Consider the following 20369-nt stretch of genomic DNA (forward strand, 5'->3'; position numbering starts at 1 on the left):
GCCCGGCGGACCAACCTCAGAACTGATCCTTTTGATGACAAAAGGAACGTTCGCCCCAGCTCAGAGCGCCCGAGGACAGGACTGTCCGGCTATCCTCGGGCGCTCTTGAGGTCAAGCAGTCGCGCCAGCAGGCCGTTGACGAAGGCCGGCGAGCGTTCGGTCGACATCAGCTTGGCGAGTTCCACAGCTTCGTCGATGGCCACCCCGTCGGGGATGTCCTCGCGCCAGAGCAGTTCCAGCGCGCCGATCCGCAGGATGTTGCGGTCCACCGGCGGCATCCGCTCAAGCGTCCACTCCTGCGCATGGTCGGACAGCATCTCGTCGATGTCGATGAGATGCTCGACAACGCCTTCGACCAGGCTGACGGTGTATTCCGACACCGGCGGGTCGGCCTGCGCGAGCCGCTCGGCGAGCGTGTCGGTGAGGCTGTTCCCGCGCATGTCGGCCTCATAGAGGATGTCGAGGGCGCGCTTGCGAGCCTTCGACCGCGCGCTCAGCTGGTCACCCTGCCGAGGTAGCGACCGTCCCTGGTGTCGACCTTGACCTTCTCCCCGGCGGTGATGAACAAGGGTACCTGGACGGTGGCGCCGGTCTCCAGCGTCGCCGGCTTGTTACCACCGGTGGAGCGGTCGCCCTGCACCCCCGGCTCAGTCTCCGAGATGATCAGTTCGACGCTCGCCGGCAGCTCCACGTACAGCGGCGCACCATCGTGCAGCGCCACGGTCGCCGTGGTGTTCTCCAGCATGTAGTTCGCGGCGTCGCCGACGACGGCCGGCGGAACGGGCAGCTGGTCGAACGACTCGCTGTCCATGAAGACGAAGTCCGCGCCGTCGCGGTAGAGGAAGCTCATCTCGCGCCGGTCGACGGTGGCTACCTCGACCTTCACGCCGGCGTTGAACGTACGGTCGACAACCTTGCCGGTCAGGACGTTCTTCAGCGTCGTGCGGACGAACGCCCCGCCCTTCCCGGGCTTGACGTGCTGGAACCCGATGACGCTCCACAAGGTGCCGTCGAGGTCGAGTGTCATGCCGTTCTTCAGGTCATTCGTGGTCGCCACTGCGCGCAACTCTCCAGCCGGACCGCCAGGTTGGTCCGTTCGACAGACAGGGATCTCGCGAGAGTCTATCGCCATGCCGGACGGCTGACGGCCGGGTGACGTCTCAGCCAGCGCGCGGGCGCCGAGCCGCGATCGCCCGCAGCGCGAGGAGGTAGGAGTCGAAGCCCAGACCGGTTATGGTCCCGGCCGCCACCGCACTGATCACGCTGTGGTGCCGGAATTCCTCCCGGGCGTGGGTCTGGCTCAGATGCACCTCGACCAGCGGTCCCCCGACCTGGGCGGCGGCGTCGCGCAGCGCGTAGGAGTAGTGCGACCATGCCCCCGGGTTCAGCACGACCGCTGCGTCGTTGTCCGCGGCCTCGTGCAGCCAGGCGATCATCGTGGCCTCGTCGTCGGTCTGCCGGCAGTCGACCTCCAGACCCAGTTCCTCGGCCTGCTCCTGACAGGCAGCAACAAGATCGTCATAGCTGCGACTGCCGTACACCGCTGGTTCCCGCCGGCCCAGCCGGCGCAGGTTCGCGCCGCTGAGCACCAGCACCTTCATGACCGGACCCTCATGACCGGACCGTATCGACCACAGCCGGGAGCTCGGCGGGCTCCCGGGCGACCTCGGAGAAGGCGGCCACGACCAACGCCGGGTCCGGGTCCTCCAGCATGCGCGGGCGGGCCAGCGCGTCCAGGACCACGAATCGCAGCCGGCGTCCCCGGCTCTTCTTGTCCACCCGCATCGCGTCGAGCAGGTCCGCCCAGCGGTCCGCGCGGTAGGTCGTGGGCAGGCCGATGCGTTCGAGCAGGTCGCGATGCCGGTCGGCGACGGCGTCGTCCAGGCCGGCGGCGAGCCGGCTCAGGGAGGCGGCGAAGACCATTCCGACGGACACGGCGGCACCGTGGCGCCAGGTGAAGCCCTCGACCTTCTCGATCGCGTGCCCCAGGGTATGCCCGTAGTTGAGGATCTCCCGGCGACCGGCCTCCGACGGGTCGGCCGCAACGACGTCCGCCTTGACCCTGATCGACCGTTCCAGCAGCTCACGCTGATGGCGCAGACCCGTCGGGTCGTCATCGAGCAGATCGAGGATGACCGGGTCTGCGATGAACCCCGCCTTCACCACCTCGGCCAGCCCCGAGGCACGCTCGTTCGCGGACAGGGTCGCCAGGGTCGCCAGGTCACACAGCACGGCCAACGGGTGATGGAACGCGCCGACGAGGTTCTTGCCGGCGTCGATGTCGATCCCGGTCTTGCCGCCGAGCGCCGCATCCACCATCGCCAGGACGGTGGTCGGCACCTGCACGACGTCGACGCCACGCAGCCAGGAGGCGGCCACAAATCCGGCGAGGTCGGTCGTGGCTCCACCACCGAGGCCGATGACGATGTCATCACGGGTGAAACCAACCTGGCCCAGGACGTCCCAGCAGAAGCCCGCGATGCGCAGCTGCTTGGCCTCCTCGCCGTCGGGGACCTCGACCGCGTGGGCCTCGATCTTCGCCGTGTCGCGCAGATCCGCGACCACGGCGTCCGCGGTCGCCCGCAGTGCCCGCGGATGGATCACCGCCGCCCGGGTCCGGCCGGCCACCAGGTCGGCGAGATCGCCGAGCAGACCCTCCCCGACCACGACCTCGTAGGGCCGCACACCCGCCGGAGCGACCGCCACCCGGGTCACCGGTGTCACCGTCACGGCCCGACCACCAACTTCTCGACCAACTCGACTACCTCCTCGGGTGTGCGGCCCGCGGTGTCCACCACCGCGGTTGCGACTTCGGCATACAGCGGCGCCCGCGCCCGCAGCATCGCCGTGATCCTGGTACGCGGCCCCTCGACCAGCAGCGGACGGTCCCGGGCCAGACCCACGCGCGCCACCGCGTCACTGACCCGGACGTCGAGGTGGACGACCAGGTGCCCGCGCAACGACGCCCGCGTCGCCGCGTCCAGCACCGCACCACCGCCAAGGGCAAGGACGCCCTCATGCTCGGTCAGGGCGCGTGCGACCGCGTCCCGCTCCAGGGCACGGAACGCGTCCTCACCGCGCTCGATGAAGATGTCGCCGACCGGCATCCCGGCATGGCGCGCCACATCGGCGTCGGTGTCGCGGAAGGCCGTCCCGAGCCGCCGCGCCAGCACCTGCCCCACCGTGGTCTTCCCGGAGCCGGGCGGGCCCACGAGCACCACGACCGGCCGTCGTCCGCCACCGCCGCTGTCAGCGGCGATCATACCGGCTCCGACCTGATGATCAGCGACTTCAGGTACGCCTCACAGTTGCGCCGGGACTCCTCCACCGAGTCGCCACCAAACTTCTCCACGGCCGCGTCGGCGAGCGCGAGTGCGACCATGGCTTCGGCGACGACCCCCGCGGCGGGTACCGCGCACACGTCGGAGCGCTGCGCGATCGCGACCGCCTGTTCGCCGGTGGCGACGTCGATCGTGGCCAGCGGCCGGGACAACGTCGAGATCGGCTTCATGGCCGCGCGGACCCGCAGCGGCTCGCCGGTGGTCATCCCGCCTTCAACGCCGCCGGCACGGTCGCTGGCCCGGCGTACCCGATACGGAGCCCCTGACACGCCGTCGGCGGGCAGCCGTTCGATCTCGTCGTGGGCCTGCGACCCCCGCCGCCGGGCCGTGGTGAAACCGTCACCGAACTCCACTCCCTTGATGGCCTGGATGCCCATCAGCTCACCGGCGATCCGAGCGTCGAGGCGACGGTCACCGTGGACGTAGCTACCCAGCCCCGGTGGACAACCGTAGGCCAGGACCTCGACGATCCCGCCGAGAGTGTCGGCGTCCCGACGGGCCGCGTCGATCTCGGCGACCATCCGGATACTCGTCGCCGGGTCGGCGCACCGGACCGGATCGGCGTCCACCACATCCATGGTCACCGGCTGTGGTGGTGGCGAGCCGGGCGGTGTCTCCACGCTGCCGATCGCCACCACGTGCGAGACGACCTCGATGCCGTAGGCCTGCCGGAGCAGGGCCTTGGCTACGGTCCCGAGGGCGACACGCGCCGCGGTCTCGCGCGCGCTGGCCCGCTCGAGGACGGGCCGGGCGTCGGAAAAGCCGTATTTCTGCATCCCGGCCAGGTCCGCATGCCCGGGTCGGGGCCGGGTCAGCGGAGCGTTTCGGGCCAGACCCGCCAGCTCCGCGGCGTCGACCGCATCGGGCGCATCGGGCGCCATGACCTGGCGCCACTTGGGCCACTCGGTGTTGCGAACGAGGATGCTGACCGGACCGCCCAGGGTGAGGCCGTGGCGCATGCCCCCCAGCAGCTCGACCTCGTCACGCTCGAAGCTCATCCGCGCGCCGCGGCCGTGCCCCAGGCGGCGGCGGGCGAGTTCGTCTGCGATCTGGGAGCTCGACACCCGGATACCGGCCGGCATCCCCTCGACGGTCGCCACCAGAGCCGGGCCGTGCGACTCCCCTGCAGTCAGCCAACGCAGCATGAATCCAGTCTTCCACGCATGCCGGCCATCGCACGCCGGCCATCGCACGCCGGCCATCGCACGCCGGTCATCGACGCGAACCGGACAGGCGTTGGTCAGCGGCTGCCCAGGACCGCGACGAAAGCGCCCGCGAGCAGAAACGGCCCGTAGGCGATGTGCGCGCGCAGACTCGCCCGCCTGGTCACCAGCAGGAGCAGTGCCCACATCCCGGCCAACGTCATCCCCACCATGAACCCGGTGAGGACGACCGGGGCACCGAGCCACCCGAGAGCGCCGCCGAGCAGACCGGCCAGTTTCACGTCACCGAACCCGAGGCCGGCTCCGGGTAACGCCCACAACGCCGCAGACACCGCGGACACGACCGCCGCGGCGAGCACACCGCGCATCCACCGTCCCGGATCCCCATCGGTGAGGGCCGCTATCCCGAACAGCACGGCCAGGATCGGATAGGACGGCAACGTGAGCGCATCGGGCAGGCGGTGAACCCGGACGTCGATGACGGCCAGCGTCACACCCACCACCCCGAGGTAGGCGTATGCCGGCAGCCAGTTGACATGGTCGGCCAGCTTGACGGCGAACGCGACGACCACCACGCCGGTGAGCACGCCCAGCAACCAGCTGGTGGGTACCGGCCCGCGGATCTGCTCACCGTCCGCCGGCCCGAAGGCACCTACCAGTGCGGGAAGCACCGGCACAGCGCCCAGCGCGGCAAGAACGATCACACTGGTGGACGCGGCCGCAGCGAGGTTCACACGGGTGTCCCGCCGCCGGAACCGACGGCGGCGGTCGGCGCCGATGCCGATGCCGATGCCGATGCCGATGCCGATCCCGACCGCAGCCCCAGCGCCCGCCGGCCCGCGTCGAGGAGCAGACCCACATCCACCTCGGCGCCGGTGAACAGCCGTACCTGGCCGGCCGCCTGGGCCGCGAGTACGACCAGCCCACCGGCGAGCGCCGCTCCGGCGGCCTGTGCGCGAGCGGCCAGGCGGGTGGGCCACGGGTGGTAGAGCAGCTCGACCAGCGCGGTCGAGGACGGCCACGGGTGGCGTGCCAGATCGTCGGTCACGCCGGCCGGGGTGGTCGCGAGGACGATGTCGGCGCCGCGCAGGGACCCCGGCCCGCCCGGACGGGCGAGGATTCCCGAATCCGGTGATCCCCAACGGTGGACCGTGACGCCGAGCCCGAGCGCGCCACCGATGTCGACCAGGAGCGCCGCCGCCGCGGGGCGGCGCGCGACCAGATCGACCCGGTCTGCGCCGAGGCTGGCCAACGCGCCGAGGGCGGCTCGCGCGGTTCCCCCCGCGCCGAGCACCAGGGGGCTACGCGGTGCCACGCCGGTACCGAGAACCTGGGTGACCGCGTGGGCGATGCCCATGACATCGGTGTTGAACCCGTGCAGGCGCGCAGGTGTCCCGCCGGTCGGGCCCGGACGGACGACGATGGTGTTGACGGCGCAGAGAAGCGCCGCGGTGTCGTCCAGTGTGTCGAGCAGTGCCAGGACGGCCGTCTTGAGCGGCATGGTGAGCGACAGGCCCGCCCAGCCCGGATCAACCCGTACCCGGCCGAGCAGCTCCGCCAGGGCGCTTTCGTCACACTCGACGGCCGTGTAGTCCCAGTCGAGTCCCAGCGCCGCATAGGCGGCTGTATGCAGAATGGGTGACAGCGAGTGCGCCACCGGCATGCCGAGGACGGCGGCCCGCCGGCGGGTCACGAGCCCCCCTCGGAACGGTAGCGCGCGAGCGCTTCCTGCCACTCCTTGTCCGTGGTCGCGAAAATCGTCACATTCGACTTCGGCAACGACACGAAGTACATCCACGGCCCCGCCGCCGGATGCAGCGCGGATTCCAGCGCCCATCGACCAGGGTTGGAGATGGCCCCCGGCGGCAACCCGGACACCTTGCGGGTGTTGTAGGGGTTGTTGGCGTTCAGCTGATTCTGGGTCAGCGGACCCTCGTATTCGTTGAGCGCATACCGGGTGGTCGAGTCGAGGTCCAGCCGACGGAAAGCTCCGGAGGTGTCGGCAAGCCGGTTGTAGATGACCCGGGCGACCTTCGGGCCCTCCTCGGGGTTCTTCACCTCACGCTCGATGATGGACGCGACCGTGATGACGTCCTGCGGGGTACGGCCCAGAGCAGCCGCGCCAGCCTCGATGTCGAGGGATGCCGTCTCCGTCCTGAATCGGTCGACGAACATCTTGACCGTGGCAGTCAGCGATGCACCTGGTTGCAGGTCGTAGGTGAACGGGTACAGATAGCCCTCGACCCCGCTGGCATAGGACGGCAGCTGGAGCTCGCCCGGGTTCTTCACGAGGGCCTCGAGCGCTGCAAGCGGCTGGCCGGTACGGTCCGCGAGCGCCGTGAGGACCTGCCGGGTGGTCATGCCCTCGGCGATGGTGAGCCGGAACAGCGCGTGCGACCTGGCGTCGAGCAGCGCGGCGAGTGCGTCGACCGCGCGCACCCGCTGCTTGACCTTGTAGAAGCCGGGCTGGATGGACCGCGACCGCTCGTCGGCCGCGGCCGCGTTGACGAACGCTGCCGGGGTTCGCACGACGTCCGCGGACGCCAGCACCCGCGCGATGTCGCGGGCGGTTGACCCGGCCTGGATCTGGATGATGACCGAACCGTCACCGGGCCCGGCAAAGTCGGCGGCCGACTCGCCCTTCGCGATGCGCCCGATCACCTTCCCCGCGCCGTAAATTCCGCCGGCGAGCAATCCGGCTACCACGACCAGGATCGCGACAAGCTTCGGAACGGCAGCGGGTCTGCGTTGTCCGGCCTGGTTACGCCTGCTGCGGCGACCGCCGTTCGATGGGCCGCCGTCGTCGCTGTGGCCGTCATCGCCGTGGCCGTGGCCGTGGCCGTCGTCGTCGTCGTCGTCGTCCGGATGGTGCTCGGGCCTACCGCCGTTCGGCGCGTCACCGAGCAACTCATCGAGATCATCGCTGATCACGCGCTGTCCGCGGGTCGGTCCGACCTCGGTTCCTCGGCTCCCCTGCGCACGCGCATCGAAGCCTCGTCCACCCGTTGACCGGCAGGCGGCGTGACCGCTGCTCGGGCCGCGCCCCCGTCCGGCGGGGCGTCCAGCACGGACTGCAGGATCTGCACGGCTGCCTCCTGATCCACAACTCCACGACGAGCCCGGGCACGCATGCCACGTTCAGCCATCCGACGGTGGGCCACGACCGTGGTCATCCGCTCGTCGACCAGCCGAACCGGGACAGGGGTCACGCGTGCCGCAAGAAGATCGGCGTAGGCCCGAGCCTGGCGGGCCGCTGGCCCCTCGACCCCGGACAGCTGCGTCGGCAGACCCACGACGACCTCCACAGCTCGACGATCCCGAATAATAATTGCAAGCTCATCAAGATCGCGTTGCATTCGGGGATCGCGTCGCAACGTCGTCACCGGAAAAGCGATCCTTGCATCAGGATCGCTGGCGGCGACTCCCACCCGTACCGTGCCCACGTCCACACCGACGCGCACGCCCGTCCGGCGGGTCACCGGGCGCCCCCCCCGCCCCCGGACGACCTCCCGGACCTCCCGGACCTCCCGGGCAAGCTAGCGGCGGTGCGCATCCGCGACGTCCGGCACGTCGGCTCGCCCGTCGGATGTCCCACCCGGTGCACCGGCGTCACCGGCGTCACCGCCGTCACCGGCGCCGATCCCGAGAGCCTGCCGAAGTTCATCCTCCCGCTCCGCCATGCCCTCCCGGACGTCCGCCACGAAATCCTGCACCGACTGCGCGAGGGAACCGGCCATGTGCGCCGGGGTGAGCGTGGACGCCGCGCGGGCGGCCCGCCGAACGGTGACCACGCCGACCGCCGCACCAAGGGCGATGTAGAACATCCGGGGCATTATGCACTCCTGCTCTCGGGCCCCGGAACCCCGGCGCCGGATGTCTGCAGCCCCGGTACCCCGACGCCGGCCGTGCCGGCGCGCCGCGCGGTCCGCCGGGACGTGCGGTCGGCCTTGATCTCCGCCGTGACCCGCGACTCGATGTCCGCGCGGCTCCGCTTGGCCGCCGCGCGCCGAACCCCGTAGGTGAACGCCGCGACCCGCACGACCGGACCACCGAGCGTGGCCGCGAACAGCGACGTGAGCGAGGAGATGTTCGTCGAGATCGACTGCACGTTCGCCGTGATGGCGTCGACCCGGTCCAGCTCCTTGTTCACATGGCTGAGGGCAAGGTTCACCTCGTCCACGGTCGCGCCCGCCTGCCGAACCCGCGCGGTGCCCTCGTCGATGACAAGCCCGGTCTGTCGAACCCGCGCGGCCGCCTCGTCGAAGATCTTCCCAAGCTTGAACAACACGTAGCAGCCGAACAGGACGAGCACGGAGAACGCCCCCGCCGCGATCAGTCCCGCGATCGCACCACCGGACATGTGTGCTCCGCCTCCGCTGTCATGGGCCGTAGCCCAGCCATATCGTCATAATCAAGCACTATTGTCGTAATCCAGTAATATCGGCGTAACCCAACAGTACCGGCGCCCGGACGCGGTACCCGACAGCATCGGGGCACCGGCTCACGGCCATCCGGTGGATGTTCATCCATTACCGGCCGTACCACCGACGTCCGCCAGAACCGCCAGAGCCTCCCTGGTGGGCTCCTGCCGTGGTCACGGTCGGTGGACCGGCCGGGAACGCCCGAGGCTGGGGCGTTCCTGGAGCGACCCTACCGAGCGCGACCAGCTTCGTGGCCACTCGCCCCTGACGGCTCGTCCACATCGCCGTGGGCGGCGGCCGGATGACCGGCGCCTCGCAGGGTGGCACGCAGGAACGCCAGCCGCTGCGAGGCACGCGATTCGAACCCGTTCCCGCTCGGCTGGTAGTAGTCGCGAGCCACCAACGAGTCGGGCGCATACTGCTGGCCGACCACGCCACCGGGGTGGTCGTGGGGATACCGGTAGCCCCCGCCATGGCCCAGCCGACCCGCGCCCGGGTAGTGCCCGTCGCGAAGATGGACGGGCACCGGGCCGGCACGCCCCGCCCGGACATCGGCCACAGCCGCGTCGACGGCCCGGATGACAGCGTTGGACTTCGGTGCCAGCGCGAGATGGATCACGGCCTGGGCCAGCGCAAGCCGTGCCTCGGGCAGGCCCACCGTCTCCAGGGCCGCCGCCGCGGCCACCGCCACGCCCAGTGCGCCGGGCTCAGCCAGTCCCACGTCCTCACTGGCCAAGATGATCAACCTGCGGGCGATGAAACGAGGGTCCTCCCCCGCTTCCAGCATCCGGGCCAGGTAGTGCAGGGCTGCGTCGACATCCCCGCCACGGATGGACTTGATGAACGCGCTCGCCACGTCATAGTGCTGGTCACCGGCCCGGTCGTAGCTGACCGCGGCCCTGTTCACCGCTTGCTCGACAGTTGCGAGGTCGACGCGGGCGGGGGCATCCGCCCCCAGCGCTCCCAGCGCCCCCAGCGCGGCGAGCGCGGCGTCGCCGGCGGCCTGCAGCGCGGTCAGGACACGTCGGGCGTCGCCGCCGGCCAGGCGCAGCAGGTGATCGACCGCGTCATCGTCCAACGCGAGTCGGCCACCATAACCACGAGGGTCGGCGAGCGCCCGGTTAATCAGGATGAGGAGATCGCCGTCGGTGAGCGGCTCCAGCGTGAGCAGTAACGACCGGGACAGCAGCGGTGCCACCACCGCGAAGAACGGATTCTCGGTGGTGGCGGCGACCAGCGTGACCAAGCCGTTCTCCACCGCGGGCAACAGTGCATCCTGCTGGGTCCTGGTGAAACGGTGGACCTCGTCGATGAACAGCACCGTCCGCACACCGGACATCGCCAGCGCGTCACGCGCCTCGTCGATCGCCGCCCGCACATCCTTCACCCCGGCCGTGACCGCCGACAACTCACGGAACCGGCGCCCACCGGAACCCGCAATGACGTGGGCCAGGGTTGTCTTGCCGGTACCCGGCGGCCCCCACAGCAGGACCGAGGTCGTACCGCCGCCCTCGGCCAGGCGCCGCAGCGGGCTGCCCGGCCCGAGCAGGTGACGTTGCCCGACGACATCATCGAGGGTGCGGGGACGCAGCCGGGCCGCGAGCGGACCCGACGTCGCGAGGGCCTGCTCGAGCCCGCCATCGAACAGGTTCACCCGCCTACCGTATGACCGCCCGCGCGGATGTCGTGCTGCCGGCTGTGCCGGAGCCGCGCTCCCACAGTCGCGTTCTCACAGTCGCGTGACGCGGTCACGTGACGCGGTCACGGCGGTGTCCCCGCCGCCCGGCGTCACCTGTCCGGCCGAACACGTCCGCCGGCGGGCCTTCCACTGAGGGTGACAGCGGGCCTCCCGCCAAGGGTGCAGCCTGGCCGTGGACCGCGGCCGCACGAGTGAAGACGTCCGTCTCGCTGACCCCGCCCAGGGCCGAGAAGATGACTATCGCCAGGATGGAGAAGGTCAGGACGCACACGGCGAGGCTCAACGTGATCGGGTCGACGCCATCACCGGGCTGCGTCACCCCGGACGTGACGGCGACCCGGGTGGCGGCCATGCCCGTGTAGTGCATGCCGCAGACGGCTGCCGCCATCACCACCGACGCGGCCAACACGTGGTTGCGGCTACGTACCCGAAAGGCGATCCACAGCGCGGCCAGCGCCGCAACCACGGCTATCACAACCGAGATCGCGACGAGCGTCAGGTCGTAGGTGACGGTGCTGCCGGTCCGCATCGCGGCCATGCCCGTGTAGTGCATCGCCGCGACACCGAGACCGGCGATGAGCCCGCCGAAACCCAGTCGAGCCACGCTGCGGGGATTCGTTGCGACGACCATCAGGCCAATTCCCGACACCGCCACCGCGATGACGAGGGAAAGCGCGGTCAGGCCCAGGTCGTAGGTGATGTCCATCCCCTCGACGTGATACGCGACCATGCCCATGAAGTGCATCGCCCAGATTGCGCCGCCGCCGAGAGACAAGGCGGCGGACGCGACCCAGCGTCGCCGCACGGCGGCCCCGCTCCCGGGAATGCGTAACGCGCTCACCAGTGCGGCAAACGAACCCATCAGCGCCAGACCGACGGACACGCAGACGAACAGCAGGTCGTAGTCGGCCGTGTGATGCGCTGCCGCCGCAAGACCCATGAGATTCTCCCAACCCATGCCAAAAATGCCTCGTTTGTCTCGTTTTTAGCACACCTAGGTATGAACCTGGTCGTGCCGAAGCGTGCCGGCCGGTGGATACCCGGTCGACGGGACGGAGCCGTAACGGTTCCGGTGGCCTTCATCGATACTTACCGACCGGCCGGCAAGCCCCTGACCTGCGGCCGGCAACAGGGGCGGGCGCTCCAGGTGGTCAGAAGTCCCAAGTGATCGTGTAGTGACGGACGAGGCCGTCGAGCTCCGGCGAAATCTCCATGATTATCTGGCATACCCGATCGACCGCGCGTGGCGCGAGCGCATTGTAGATCTCGCCGAAAACCTGATGTGCCTCACCGCGCGGCCAGCGCGCCGGCAGCAGGTCCAGCGGCAGGTCGGGATCAAGACTTGGGAACCGTCGCCACGCGTCCATCACGGCGGTACGGGCAACCAGCGACTCGGACGGGCCCACCTCGCCCAGTCTGATCCGCCCCAGCAGGGGCGTATGGACGACAATGAACTCCTCATAGCGGGACCGCAGGTCGCGCAGATCCCACGCCTCGATCGGCGACCGGGGGCCGATGATCCCGGTTTCGGCGGTGGCCGTCATGATGGTCGCCTGGGAAACGTCGAGTTCCGCGAACATTCGGAAGGCCGCATCCGCGACCGACCGGGGCGTCACCCACATGCCGTCATACAATGGGGCGAAACCCAGCCAACGCAGTTTGTTCCGGACGGCATGGCGCACATCACGCTGCTCTTCCGGAATGGAGAAGGCGGCCACCGTCCAGTGACCGTCCCAGGGCGTGTGGCACTGCCCGAACGACAGAATGCGCCCGGCGCCTTCCCGCAGGGCGTCGGCTGCCTGGCCGGTCAGGCCGTAGTACGTGTTGCGGCCGATCCGCGAGGAATCCAGCAGACCTCGCCGGGCGAGTCGGCTCAGTGCGGCACGCGCGCCAACTGTGGAGACACCGAAGTCCGCCAGCAGATGCACAAGGGCCGCGGACGGTATGTGCTCCTTACGTCCGTTCCAGTAGTCGCCGAGAAGCGTCGTGAGGAGGCGCTGCGGTTGGACGCCGCTCTGCAGGCGAGGTAGGTCGACTTCTGACGAGCGGTCGTGGGTGACGACGGACACGGATGTTGTCACGAAAGATGATTTTACGAGCATGTCCACACCGGTCCCAACGGCTCCGCCGAGACCACCTGCCGGCATTCGCCTGCCCACCGACGTCCATCCATCCGTCGACGCCTGTTCGCCCGTCGACGTTCGCCGGCCGGGCACAATTCGCCGGCCGGGCACAATTCGCCGGCCGGCCACGACGGGAACTCACGGTTCACCTCGGCCACGGGTGCTCGATCCGCGTGGCACCCGCCCACGCGGGCCGAGCCGCGCCCACTGCCCCGCCCAGGCCGCGACCGGTTCGAGAGCACCTTGCAGGCGACGTCCGTGCACGGTGAGCCGATAGTCACCAGCCTCGTCTACTTCTACGATCCCGGCCTCGCGCAGTTCCCGCAGCCGTTGCGACAACTGGGCCTGCGGAGCCGCCAAGCGCAGTGCGAGTGAACGGAATGTAGCCGGAGCCTCCCGCAGCTGCCAGAAGATCCCCAACGCGTGCCGGCGGGCCAACAGGTCGATCACATGGGCCAACGCGGCGACCTGCTCAGACGGACCATCCGGCCCGGCGCCGCTGTGCGAGCCGCTGTGCGAGCCGTCGCGGGAGCCGTTGGGTGCCATCTGCTGACACAGGACCGCTGGAGATCAGGAGGTGTGCACAGCGCCAGAGCCGTTCGCACTGTGCGCGCCGACCGTGCCGGCGAAGGCGCCGGTCGTCGGTGGGCGACTGCCTCGACCCGTGACTCCACCCACCGTCTGGCGGACCTTGTCGACGAGCCCACCGGCCTGGGCCGAAACGACGCCGGCCGCGCTCTGTACCTCCGGACGCTCCCGGAGCGAGCGCGCCTGACGCATGATCACGTCATAGCGCTCCCGACCCGCACGCGCGCCGAGTAGGTAGCCGAGCCCGAGACCGACAACGAAACCGGGCCTGACGTACATGGTGCCTCCCGCTGGTTCCAAGGGCCTGAAAAGGCGCGGAAACTGGATGATCGCACCTCGTTGGCCCGGGTGGGTTCCGGGGGCCTCCAAAGGCGCGCCAAGCGAATGATCGCGCCTCTGCCGCCCGGGCCGGACGACGATCGGCAGGATGCCGCCTGCCCGCCTGCCGCCTGCGTGCCGCCTGCCCGCCGGTCGGTGGGCAGCGCTGCGCCCGCTGACCGACCTCGGGATTCCTACCCCGTCGACCGGTCTGCGCGAACCTCAGGTACCCTTGCCAAGTCAGGTGCTCGGGACCGTGGTCCGGAGCATCGCGGTCCCGCGTAGCTCAATTGGCAGAGCGTCCGGCTGTTAACCGGCAGGTTACAGGTTCGAGTCCTGTCGCGGGAGCGCTATTTGAGTATGTCGCTGCGCATCGGTCAGGTGCGGGCCTGTCGCGTCGCACCAGGCGCAACCGCACGCATCACATCGTCAGCGGGGTCGCCCCACCCGATCCCGACGATGACGACCGTGGTGGCGCCGGCGTCCACGTAGCGTTGGATCCCAGCCCGGCACTGCTCGGGCGTGCCATGGACGATCAGCTGGTCGACGACCTCGTCCGGGATCGCCGCAACCGCGCCACGCCGGTCACCCGCCGCCCACGCATCCCACATCGGTGTGAGCAGTTTCTCCCGCCCCAACCAACGCTGGTAGGCGGCGTAGACCTCCACGTTGAGATACGCGGCGATCATTCGCCGGGCCTCGGTGCGCAAACGGTCGGGGTCCGGATTGGTCGAGACGAAGACCTTGCAGACGATTTCCCTGTCCGGACCGACCTCGGCGCGCACGGTGTCACGCAGGTCGTCCGCGGACAGCCAGTTGAGGATGACGCCGTCGGCCTCGCGCGACGCCATCCGCAGCATCCCCGGCCGCAGCGCGGCGACTAGGAGTGCCGGTGGCACCTGTGGGACCACTCCGAGGCGGAAACCGCGCACGGTGAAGGTGTCGAACGCCGCGTCGACCCGCTCACCCGCGAACGCCTGCCGCAGGAAGCGGACCATGTCGCGGGTGTGGCGGTAGGGCTCGGTGAACGGGATGCCGTTCCAGCCCTCGACGATGGGCTTGGATGACGCTCCGATGCCGAGCGCGAACCGGCCGGGTGCGGCTTCGGCGAGCGTGGCCGCGGTGGTGGCCAACAGCGCCGGCCCGCGGGTGAAGACAGGCAGAATCGCCGTTCCCAGCCGCGCGGTCGGCACCCAGCACGAGGTGAGTGCCAACGGGATGATTCCGTCGGTAGTGTCGGCCTCGGCGGACCAGAAATCGGTGTAGCCGAGTTCGGACAGTTCCACGAACAGTTCACGACTGGCGGACAGCGGCACGTCGAGGACCGGAAGATGAACGCCGTAACGGGCCGCACCCGCCGCACCACGACCATCCATACCGCTACTTTCCGTCATTGATCGAAGACCTCCGAGCGAAGTAACGAGGGAGCCATGCCATTCGTCAGCGGCGGTGTTGTCGTCGAAGAGATCGACGAGGTGAGTTGGCGGGTCCTGGAGGCGGTCGTGTATCAGGGCAACGAGCAGCTGTTCACTGTCGAGAAGGGCTTCGTCACCGACTTCGCGTCGGTACCGCAAATCTTCACCTGGCTGATACCCAGGTATGGACGGTACACCAAGGCAGCCATCCTCCATGACTGGCTCTGGGGACTGGCCGACCGTGGCGGCATCGAACGCGCCGACGCGGACGGAATCTTCCGGCGCGCGATGCGGGAACTGGACGTGTCCTTCTTACGGCGCTGGCTCATGTGGGGAGCGGTCAGGCTCGCCGCTGTCCGCAAGTCAGGACTTTCCACCCTGTGGCACCCCGGGTTCGGTCAGTTCGCCGCGTTCGTCGCGGTCCTGGTTCCCGGCTTTCTCTTCGTGCTCGTACCCGGACTCGTCGTCCTGGCCGCGCTCGGCGTCTTCTACGTCGCCGAATCCGTCACGTTCGTCCTGCTGAAGATCGGCGGAAGCCGGAAACCATCGGAAACCCCGGCAAAGAAGATCAACCGCCCGTCATTCCCCTGGACGTCGTCGTAGGGCCTGCGACCGGGCTGCCCGGGAATGAGCCGCCTGAGAATGGGCCGCCCGGGAACGCAGCGCGAGGGATCCGGCGAACAGCCCGACGGTGATGGCAAACTGGCCGAACCACCAGGGCGCCAGCACATGGTGACCAGATGTCGGGCACAGCGCCGACAGCAGGACGAGACCCGCGCTTGCATAGGTGGCCAGGCCGTACCCGGCGCGTCGGCCGGCGAGCAGCGTCACGACGGCGGCGAGCAGAATCAACAGGGTCACGTTGCCGACGGCGTTGATCCAGGCGGGCACAACCGGATCCGGGCCGTCCGGTATCGGCTCGATCGCCCCGGCGGTGAGGAAACCGACCACCATGACCAGAGCCCACAGCCGCGCCGTCGTGGGCCGCATGCCCAGGGCGCGCACCGCGGGTCGGCGACGCCACCGCACCGCGACCGGCTGGCCGGCCAACGGTTGGCGGATCCCCGACTCGAGTACGTCCAGCGACTCGGGTTCGTCCAGCGACTCGGGTACGTCCGCGGGTCGCGCGGCCCGGAATGCCTCCGCCTCGGTGTCGGGCACGGGCGCACCTCTACGGGTCGTTATCGGTGCAGGCTCAGTTGTGATGGTCATATTCCTCAGGGTAGATCTGTTCATCCACGATCGCGAGCGCACCGCAGACATCGACTCATACAGCCGGGCCGGCCGCATTCAGCCGCCGTACCGGGGCCGGCTACGTGGCGACTGAACAACCGCGTAACCGCCCCGGCGTCAGGCGTTGTGAGCCCCGCTCCGGGGGCTTACCTCAGCCGCTCTTCCTGGTACCGTGCTGGCCGGACGGAGCGGGATCACCGGCACCCATCCCGTCCTCGACCTTGATAACGGTGAAGTTCTTGTCAAGCTTGACGGTGACGAGCGAGCCGTCGGCTTTCTTCATGTGTGCCTCGTACTCGGCGTCACCGGCGTCGGTTTCGACCCGGTACACCGTGCCGCCGGGAACGGCCTGCAGCGCCGCTGCACGCGCCTTCTCCGCGTCGGTGCCGGTCAACTGTTTCTCGTCACTGCGCGCCGGCGTTGCCCCGCCGGCCTGGCCTTTGGGCTGGCCCTGGGGCTGGCGCTGGCTCTGGGGCTGGCCCGCGGCGGTACCCGTGGTCGCGGGGGCGGTGGGGGTGGTGGAACTGCTGTCCGCCGCGGCCACCACCGCGGCAGGGGAGTTCTCCGTGGCAGCGGAGGCACTGATTGTGCCGGCGAGCACACCGCCAGTGAGAGCCCCTGCCGTCACCAGACCCGCCGCCCAAGCGAGTCCCTTCTTACTTCTGGTCCGACCGGTCGTCTGATCGTCGGTCATGGTTGGCGCGATCTCCTTGTCGCGTGGCCACCGGGCTGGCGGCCGCTACTGGTCACCTTCCAATCGGAACCTGTCGAGACGCTGGGCCGCGGCTGTGCTGCACCTGTCAGGCGGATCCAGCGGGCAGACGATCGCATCCGAGTCTCCGGCAGCGGATATGCTCGCCCCCGTCGGCGCCAGCCACCGATACGGTCGGTCTGACCGGCGCGGCGGTCACGGGGCGGTAGCTCAGTCGGTTAGAGCAGCGGACTCATAATCCGTCGGTCGTGGGTTCGAGTCCCACCCGCCCCACCCCCGCTGACCTGCACGAACAGGTCACGGAGATCGCCATAGAGATCCACAACTAGCCCTGGTGGTGACGTGGTGGTGACGTTGCAACAGCAACCATATTTCCTCCCACGGATGGCAACTACGGACAGCGCTTTCCGGTCGTCGATCATCGAGGACCGCCACAGTGCGCGATGGGTGAAACCTAGAGCGCGAGGACAGGCCGGACGATGAGCCGCTACGCCTACAACCCCGCCCGCCGTGCGCTCGTGCTCTCCTGGGCCACCGACGCCGGCGACGTGGCCGCCACCGTCGCCACGCTGCCCGCGGCAACCACCGACGGCGACACCCTCGACGACCTGCACGAGGAACAGACAACCGCCGTCTTTCTCGAGAACGTCCGGACCGAACCGGCCCTACGACGCGCCGAGCTGCTGTAACACCAGCCCCGGCCCCCTCACGGGCGGGCACCGCAGCCCTACCCGGTCACATCCTTTCCCCGATCAAAATTGACGACTGTTCCCATGGGACTATCGGTCGCGACCGTGCCCTCAGGTGCGGAACCGGCCGGACGGTGCGCGCGCGGAACGATATCCGCGACCGCCTCCGCGGCGTCCCGATCCACCTCCTCGAAGATCGACGTATACACGTCGCTGGTGAACTGAATGCTGGAATGACCCAGCAACTCCGACACCAACTTCAGATCCCGCGTCGCCCGGTAGGTAAGACTGGCCGCAGTATGACGAAGATCATGTAGTCGGATGGGTGGCAACGGCCCGAACGCCAACGCGGTCTCGATAGCGACGACGGGCATGCGGTGGCGTGCCGCGAGGAACGCCGTGTCCCAGCCTTTGTCATCATGCTCCCGCCGGATCGTGGTGAACCGGGCGAGCAGCCGGTCAAAGCGTTGCGACACACCGTTCGGGGTCAACCGCCGGCCATTCTCATGCGTGAACACCCGGCCGCAGTCGACCCAGTCCGGCCCGTGGAGAAGACGCTCCGCGTTCTGCGTCGCCCGCCAGGAAAGCAGCACCGCGACGGTCCGACGGTCAAGGCTGATCGGGCGGAACCCCGCCTCGCTCTTCGGATCCCCCCACTCGTCCTCACCGAAATCATCAGGATCGGGCAGGTTGTCACGGATATACGCGCTACCCGCGTCCAGGTCAACGTCAGCCCAGCCCAGAGCGACCGCCTCGCCCCGGCGCGGACCCCGATAGGCAACCAGATGCCACAACGGATACAACCGATCCGCCGCGGCAAAATCAAGGAACGCCCCCGCCTGCGCCGGCGTCCACACCATCACCGGCGACGGCCGCCGGCCGCTGTTCTGCCAGGCGGCCACCCGCCCGGTGGTCCACACCAACGGCTTGGGAGCACGCCCCGAAGCCAACTCGACATACTGCGCCGGATTGTGCGAGATCTTCCGCCGTTTCACCGCACTGTTCAACGCACTCATCACCGTCGCATGCACCCGCCGGATCCGCGCCGGGCTCATCGGCCGCCGCCGATCCGGACTGTCCTGGCGGACCTCCACCAGCCGCCGCAGCAACGGCGACGGTCGACCTTCCTTCGAGGCATGGCCGATCTGCCGCATCGCGGCATACAACTGCTCCACATGATGATCACGCAGGTCCGCGAGCCGGAGATGCCCCAGACCCGGCTTCAGGTACAGCCGAATGTGGCTTTCATACGACCGCCGCGTCGAGGCCCGTAGCTTGACCTTTCCCTCCATCCAGTCGTCCAGATACCGGGCGACTGTCAGTTCACGATCGGTGTCGGTATGGCCGCCGGTGTGCAGCCGGGCCAATGCCTTGGCCAACTCGGTTTCGGCGATGCCGCGGGTCGGGAACGGACCGCCCATCGTCCGGCGCCGACGGCCGTCCTGCCCGGGTGGCACATCGTGCAGGAACCACCAGGCACCGTGATCCGACCGGTCCAGCCGGGGACAGCCCCGGCCAATCTTCCGCCCAGACTGTGGATCACGGCACCCGCACCGCTTGTACACCGAGCCCTTCACCGGCCCTCACCTCCCCAACATGCAGGCCGTGCGGCCGATACCGCCGCGATATCGGAGCCACCGGCCTGCATCCGGGTGCGCGGGTTTGCGCGGGCAGAAATGTTCATGGTCGCCTCGTTTCGTTTCTGGTCCCACTAACAAGGCGACTCGAACGCCAGCCGACGCTCCCCCACATCCAGACCCCGCCAACCCGGCCACCCCCGGCCACCACTCGACCCGACCGGCCCCAGTTGCGAGCTGACCGGCCACCGCTGCACGCCGACCCAACCGCCGCCATCCCAGGACTGAAAACACACACGGGTCACGACCGAACCTCCTTGATCACGCGGAATCGGCCGACGACCCCGCTTCACCCGCGCAGTGTGAATCCGCCCCCCTCAAGCGGAACTCCCCACCAAGAAAATCTTGACGGGGATGGGGCGAGCGTCGTGGAGGAGCCGGTTGGCTAGGGCAGCGGTCAGCACCGAGGACACCGACAACCCGAACACTGATCGAGATCGCCACCCGTCGCGATCATCATTGGACCTCGACGGATACCACAATTGATCTCGGTGGATTCGGGTGGAATTGAACCACCGGCCTCTTCCTTATCAGGGAAAATACCCGTTCATTTCCTTCCTGCATTAATGTCTGTCTCGGCGGTAAGATGCTGGTAGCACAGGCTTTTTCATGCCGGCCCCTCCCGCCTCGTGCCCCCCGATTACAGCCCGTCCGCTAACTCCTCGCTAACTGATGATCAATGTTGGTGACCCCATGGGATGGCTCGTCAAGCATCGCCGCAAGGACGGCACTGTTACCTACACAGCGTGCTATCGCGATCTTCGAGGAACTGTGCAGTCGGCGGGCACCTTCACCAGCGACAAGAAGGCAGCCAAAGCCTGGCAGCGGGCGGAGTCCCGTCAGTCCGAGGGAAGGGTCAGCGACCCACGTCGCGGCCGGCAGACGTTCGAGCAGTACGTCACCAGAACGTGGTTTCCCCACCATCTGATCGAGCCGAGCACTCGAGGCGTCTACCGCTACTGCGTGAATGCCCACATCATGCCGTGGTTCCAGACGATGCGGATGTTCGAGATCATGCCCGGCGATGTCC

General features: G+C 68.9%; 23 protein-coding genes, 3 tRNA genes and 1 pseudogene. 5 read left to right on the forward strand and 22 right to left on the reverse strand.

Annotation, left to right across the window (positions count from 1 at the left end; all coding sequences use genetic code 11):
* Window positions 1-89: 89 nt before the first annotated feature.
* The 17 genes from nusB to U9977_RS02705 form a co-directional block, all read right to left on the reverse strand.
* Complete coding sequence (gene nusB / locus U9977_RS02625; RefSeq protein WP_322756100.1) at window positions 90-497, reverse strand: transcription antitermination factor NusB; 408 nt, start codon at window positions 495-497, stop codon at window positions 90-92.
* Entirely contained in the window at window positions 494-1057 is a 564-nt protein-coding gene (efp, locus tag U9977_RS02630; protein ID WP_322747535.1) for an elongation factor P, read from the reverse strand. The genes nusB and efp overlap by 4 nt, the downstream gene beginning before the upstream one ends.
* Window positions 1058-1160: 103 nt before the next feature.
* Window positions 1161-1601, reverse strand: a complete 441-nt coding sequence (gene aroQ / locus U9977_RS02635; protein WP_322747536.1) for a type II 3-dehydroquinate dehydratase — start codon at window positions 1599-1601, stop codon at window positions 1161-1163.
* Window positions 1602-1611: 10 nt separating this feature from the next.
* Complete coding sequence (gene aroB, locus U9977_RS02640) at window positions 1612-2730, reverse strand: 3-dehydroquinate synthase (protein ID WP_322747537.1); 1119 nt, start codon at window positions 2728-2730, stop codon at window positions 1612-1614.
* Entirely contained in the window at window positions 2727-3263 is a 537-nt protein-coding gene (locus U9977_RS02645; RefSeq protein WP_322747538.1) for a shikimate kinase, read from the reverse strand. Before U9977_RS02645 ends, aroB begins: the two co-directional genes overlap by 4 nt.
* Window positions 3260-4486, reverse strand: a complete 1227-nt coding sequence (gene aroC / locus U9977_RS02650; RefSeq protein ID WP_322747539.1) for a chorismate synthase — start codon at window positions 4484-4486, stop codon at window positions 3260-3262. Before aroC ends, U9977_RS02645 begins: the two co-directional genes overlap by 4 nt.
* Before the next feature lie 95 nt (window positions 4487-4581).
* The gene (locus U9977_RS02655) at window positions 4582-5238 is read right to left on the reverse strand and encodes an A24 family peptidase (protein ID WP_322747540.1); all 657 of its coding nucleotides are present in this window, start codon (window positions 5236-5238) and stop codon (window positions 4582-4584) included.
* Window positions 5235-6197 (reverse strand): shikimate dehydrogenase, encoded by a 963-nt coding sequence (locus U9977_RS02660; RefSeq protein WP_322747541.1) that lies wholly within the window; start codon window positions 6195-6197, stop codon window positions 5235-5237. Before U9977_RS02660 ends, U9977_RS02655 begins: the two co-directional genes overlap by 4 nt.
* Window positions 6194-7435, reverse strand: coding sequence for an endolytic transglycosylase MltG (mltG, locus tag U9977_RS02665; protein ID WP_322747542.1), 1242 nt, complete (start codon window positions 7433-7435; stop codon window positions 6194-6196). The genes U9977_RS02660 and mltG overlap by 4 nt, the downstream gene beginning before the upstream one ends.
* Window positions 7432-7983 (reverse strand): Holliday junction resolvase RuvX, encoded by a 552-nt coding sequence (gene ruvX, locus U9977_RS02670; RefSeq protein ID WP_322747543.1) that lies wholly within the window; start codon window positions 7981-7983, stop codon window positions 7432-7434. Before ruvX ends, mltG begins: the two co-directional genes overlap by 4 nt.
* Before the next feature lie 57 nt (window positions 7984-8040).
* Entirely contained in the window at window positions 8041-8337 is a 297-nt protein-coding gene (locus U9977_RS02675; RefSeq protein WP_322747544.1) for a hypothetical protein, read from the reverse strand.
* Window positions 8337-8864, reverse strand: coding sequence for a DUF948 domain-containing protein (locus tag U9977_RS02680; protein WP_322747545.1), 528 nt, complete (start codon window positions 8862-8864; stop codon window positions 8337-8339). Before U9977_RS02680 ends, U9977_RS02675 begins: the two co-directional genes overlap by 1 nt.
* A 290-nt stretch (window positions 8865-9154) precedes the next feature.
* Window positions 9155-10579: a replication-associated recombination protein A gene (locus U9977_RS02685; RefSeq protein WP_322747546.1), complete on the reverse strand. Its 1425-nt coding sequence runs from the start codon at window positions 10577-10579 to the stop codon at window positions 9155-9157.
* Between the two features lie 94 nt (window positions 10580-10673).
* Window positions 10674-11582, reverse strand: a complete 909-nt coding sequence (locus U9977_RS02690; protein ID WP_322747547.1) for an MHYT domain-containing protein — start codon at window positions 11580-11582, stop codon at window positions 10674-10676.
* 193 nt (window positions 11583-11775) lie between these two features.
* The gene (locus tag U9977_RS02695; protein ID WP_322747548.1) at window positions 11776-12705 is read right to left on the reverse strand and encodes a PaaX family transcriptional regulator C-terminal domain-containing protein; all 930 of its coding nucleotides are present in this window, start codon (window positions 12703-12705) and stop codon (window positions 11776-11778) included.
* Between the two features lie 180 nt (window positions 12706-12885).
* A complete protein-coding gene (locus U9977_RS02700; RefSeq protein WP_322747549.1) occupies window positions 12886-13293 on the reverse strand; it encodes a winged helix-turn-helix transcriptional regulator in 408 nt (135 codons plus the stop codon).
* A gap of 24 nt (window positions 13294-13317) precedes the next feature.
* The gene (locus U9977_RS02705) at window positions 13318-13614 is read right to left on the reverse strand and encodes a hypothetical protein (RefSeq protein WP_322747550.1); all 297 of its coding nucleotides are present in this window, start codon (window positions 13612-13614) and stop codon (window positions 13318-13320) included.
* A gap of 314 nt (window positions 13615-13928) precedes the next feature.
* Between U9977_RS02705 and U9977_RS02710 the strand changes: the two genes are divergently transcribed.
* Window positions 13929-14001: transfer RNA gene (locus tag U9977_RS02710), tRNA-Asn, on the forward strand.
* A gap of 29 nt (window positions 14002-14030) precedes the next feature.
* Here the strand turns inward: U9977_RS02710 and U9977_RS02715 are convergent.
* On the reverse strand, window positions 14031-15047 hold the full coding sequence (locus tag U9977_RS02715) for an LLM class F420-dependent oxidoreductase (RefSeq protein WP_322747551.1): 1017 nt from the start codon (window positions 15045-15047) through the stop codon (window positions 14031-14033).
* A gap of 36 nt (window positions 15048-15083) precedes the next feature.
* On the opposite strand from U9977_RS02715, the gene U9977_RS02720 reads away from it, so the two are divergent.
* Window positions 15084-15671, forward strand: a complete 588-nt coding sequence (locus U9977_RS02720) for a DUF1353 domain-containing protein (protein WP_322747552.1) — start codon at window positions 15084-15086, stop codon at window positions 15669-15671.
* On the opposite strand, the gene U9977_RS02725 is transcribed toward U9977_RS02720, so the two are convergent.
* Both U9977_RS02725 and U9977_RS02730 read right to left on the reverse strand, forming a co-directional pair.
* Complete coding sequence (locus U9977_RS02725) at window positions 15648-16229, reverse strand: hypothetical protein (RefSeq protein ID WP_322747553.1); 582 nt, start codon at window positions 16227-16229, stop codon at window positions 15648-15650. The two genes, U9977_RS02720 and U9977_RS02725, sit on opposite strands and share 24 nt — an antisense overlap.
* Window positions 16230-16452: 223 nt before the next feature.
* Window positions 16453-16995, reverse strand: coding sequence for a hypothetical protein (locus U9977_RS02730; RefSeq protein WP_322747554.1), 543 nt, complete (start codon window positions 16993-16995; stop codon window positions 16453-16455).
* 217 nt (window positions 16996-17212) lie between these two features.
* Between U9977_RS02730 and U9977_RS02735 the strand changes: the two genes are divergently transcribed.
* A tRNA-Ile gene (locus U9977_RS02735) sits at window positions 17213-17286 on the forward strand.
* Between the two features lie 206 nt (window positions 17287-17492).
* Window positions 17493-17702: a hypothetical protein gene (locus tag U9977_RS02740; protein ID WP_322747555.1), complete on the forward strand. Its 210-nt coding sequence runs from the start codon at window positions 17493-17495 to the stop codon at window positions 17700-17702.
* 38 nt (window positions 17703-17740) lie between these two features.
* Here U9977_RS02740 and U9977_RS02745 read toward each other — a convergent pair whose 3' ends face one another.
* The gene (locus U9977_RS02745; protein WP_322747556.1) at window positions 17741-19279 is read right to left on the reverse strand and encodes a tyrosine-type recombinase/integrase; all 1539 of its coding nucleotides are present in this window, start codon (window positions 19277-19279) and stop codon (window positions 17741-17743) included.
* Between the two features lie 552 nt (window positions 19280-19831).
* Window positions 19832-19894: transfer RNA gene (locus U9977_RS02750), tRNA-Leu, on the reverse strand.
* A 138-nt stretch (window positions 19895-20032) separates the two neighbouring features.
* Between U9977_RS02750 and U9977_RS02755 the strand changes: the two are divergent.
* Window positions 20033-20369: pseudogene (locus U9977_RS02755) on the forward strand (site-specific integrase); the annotation flags it as partial.

The organism is Protofrankia sp. Cas8 (genome assembly GCF_963555845.1).
Lineage (GTDB): Bacteria > Actinomycetota > Actinomycetes > Frankiales > Frankiaceae > Protofrankia.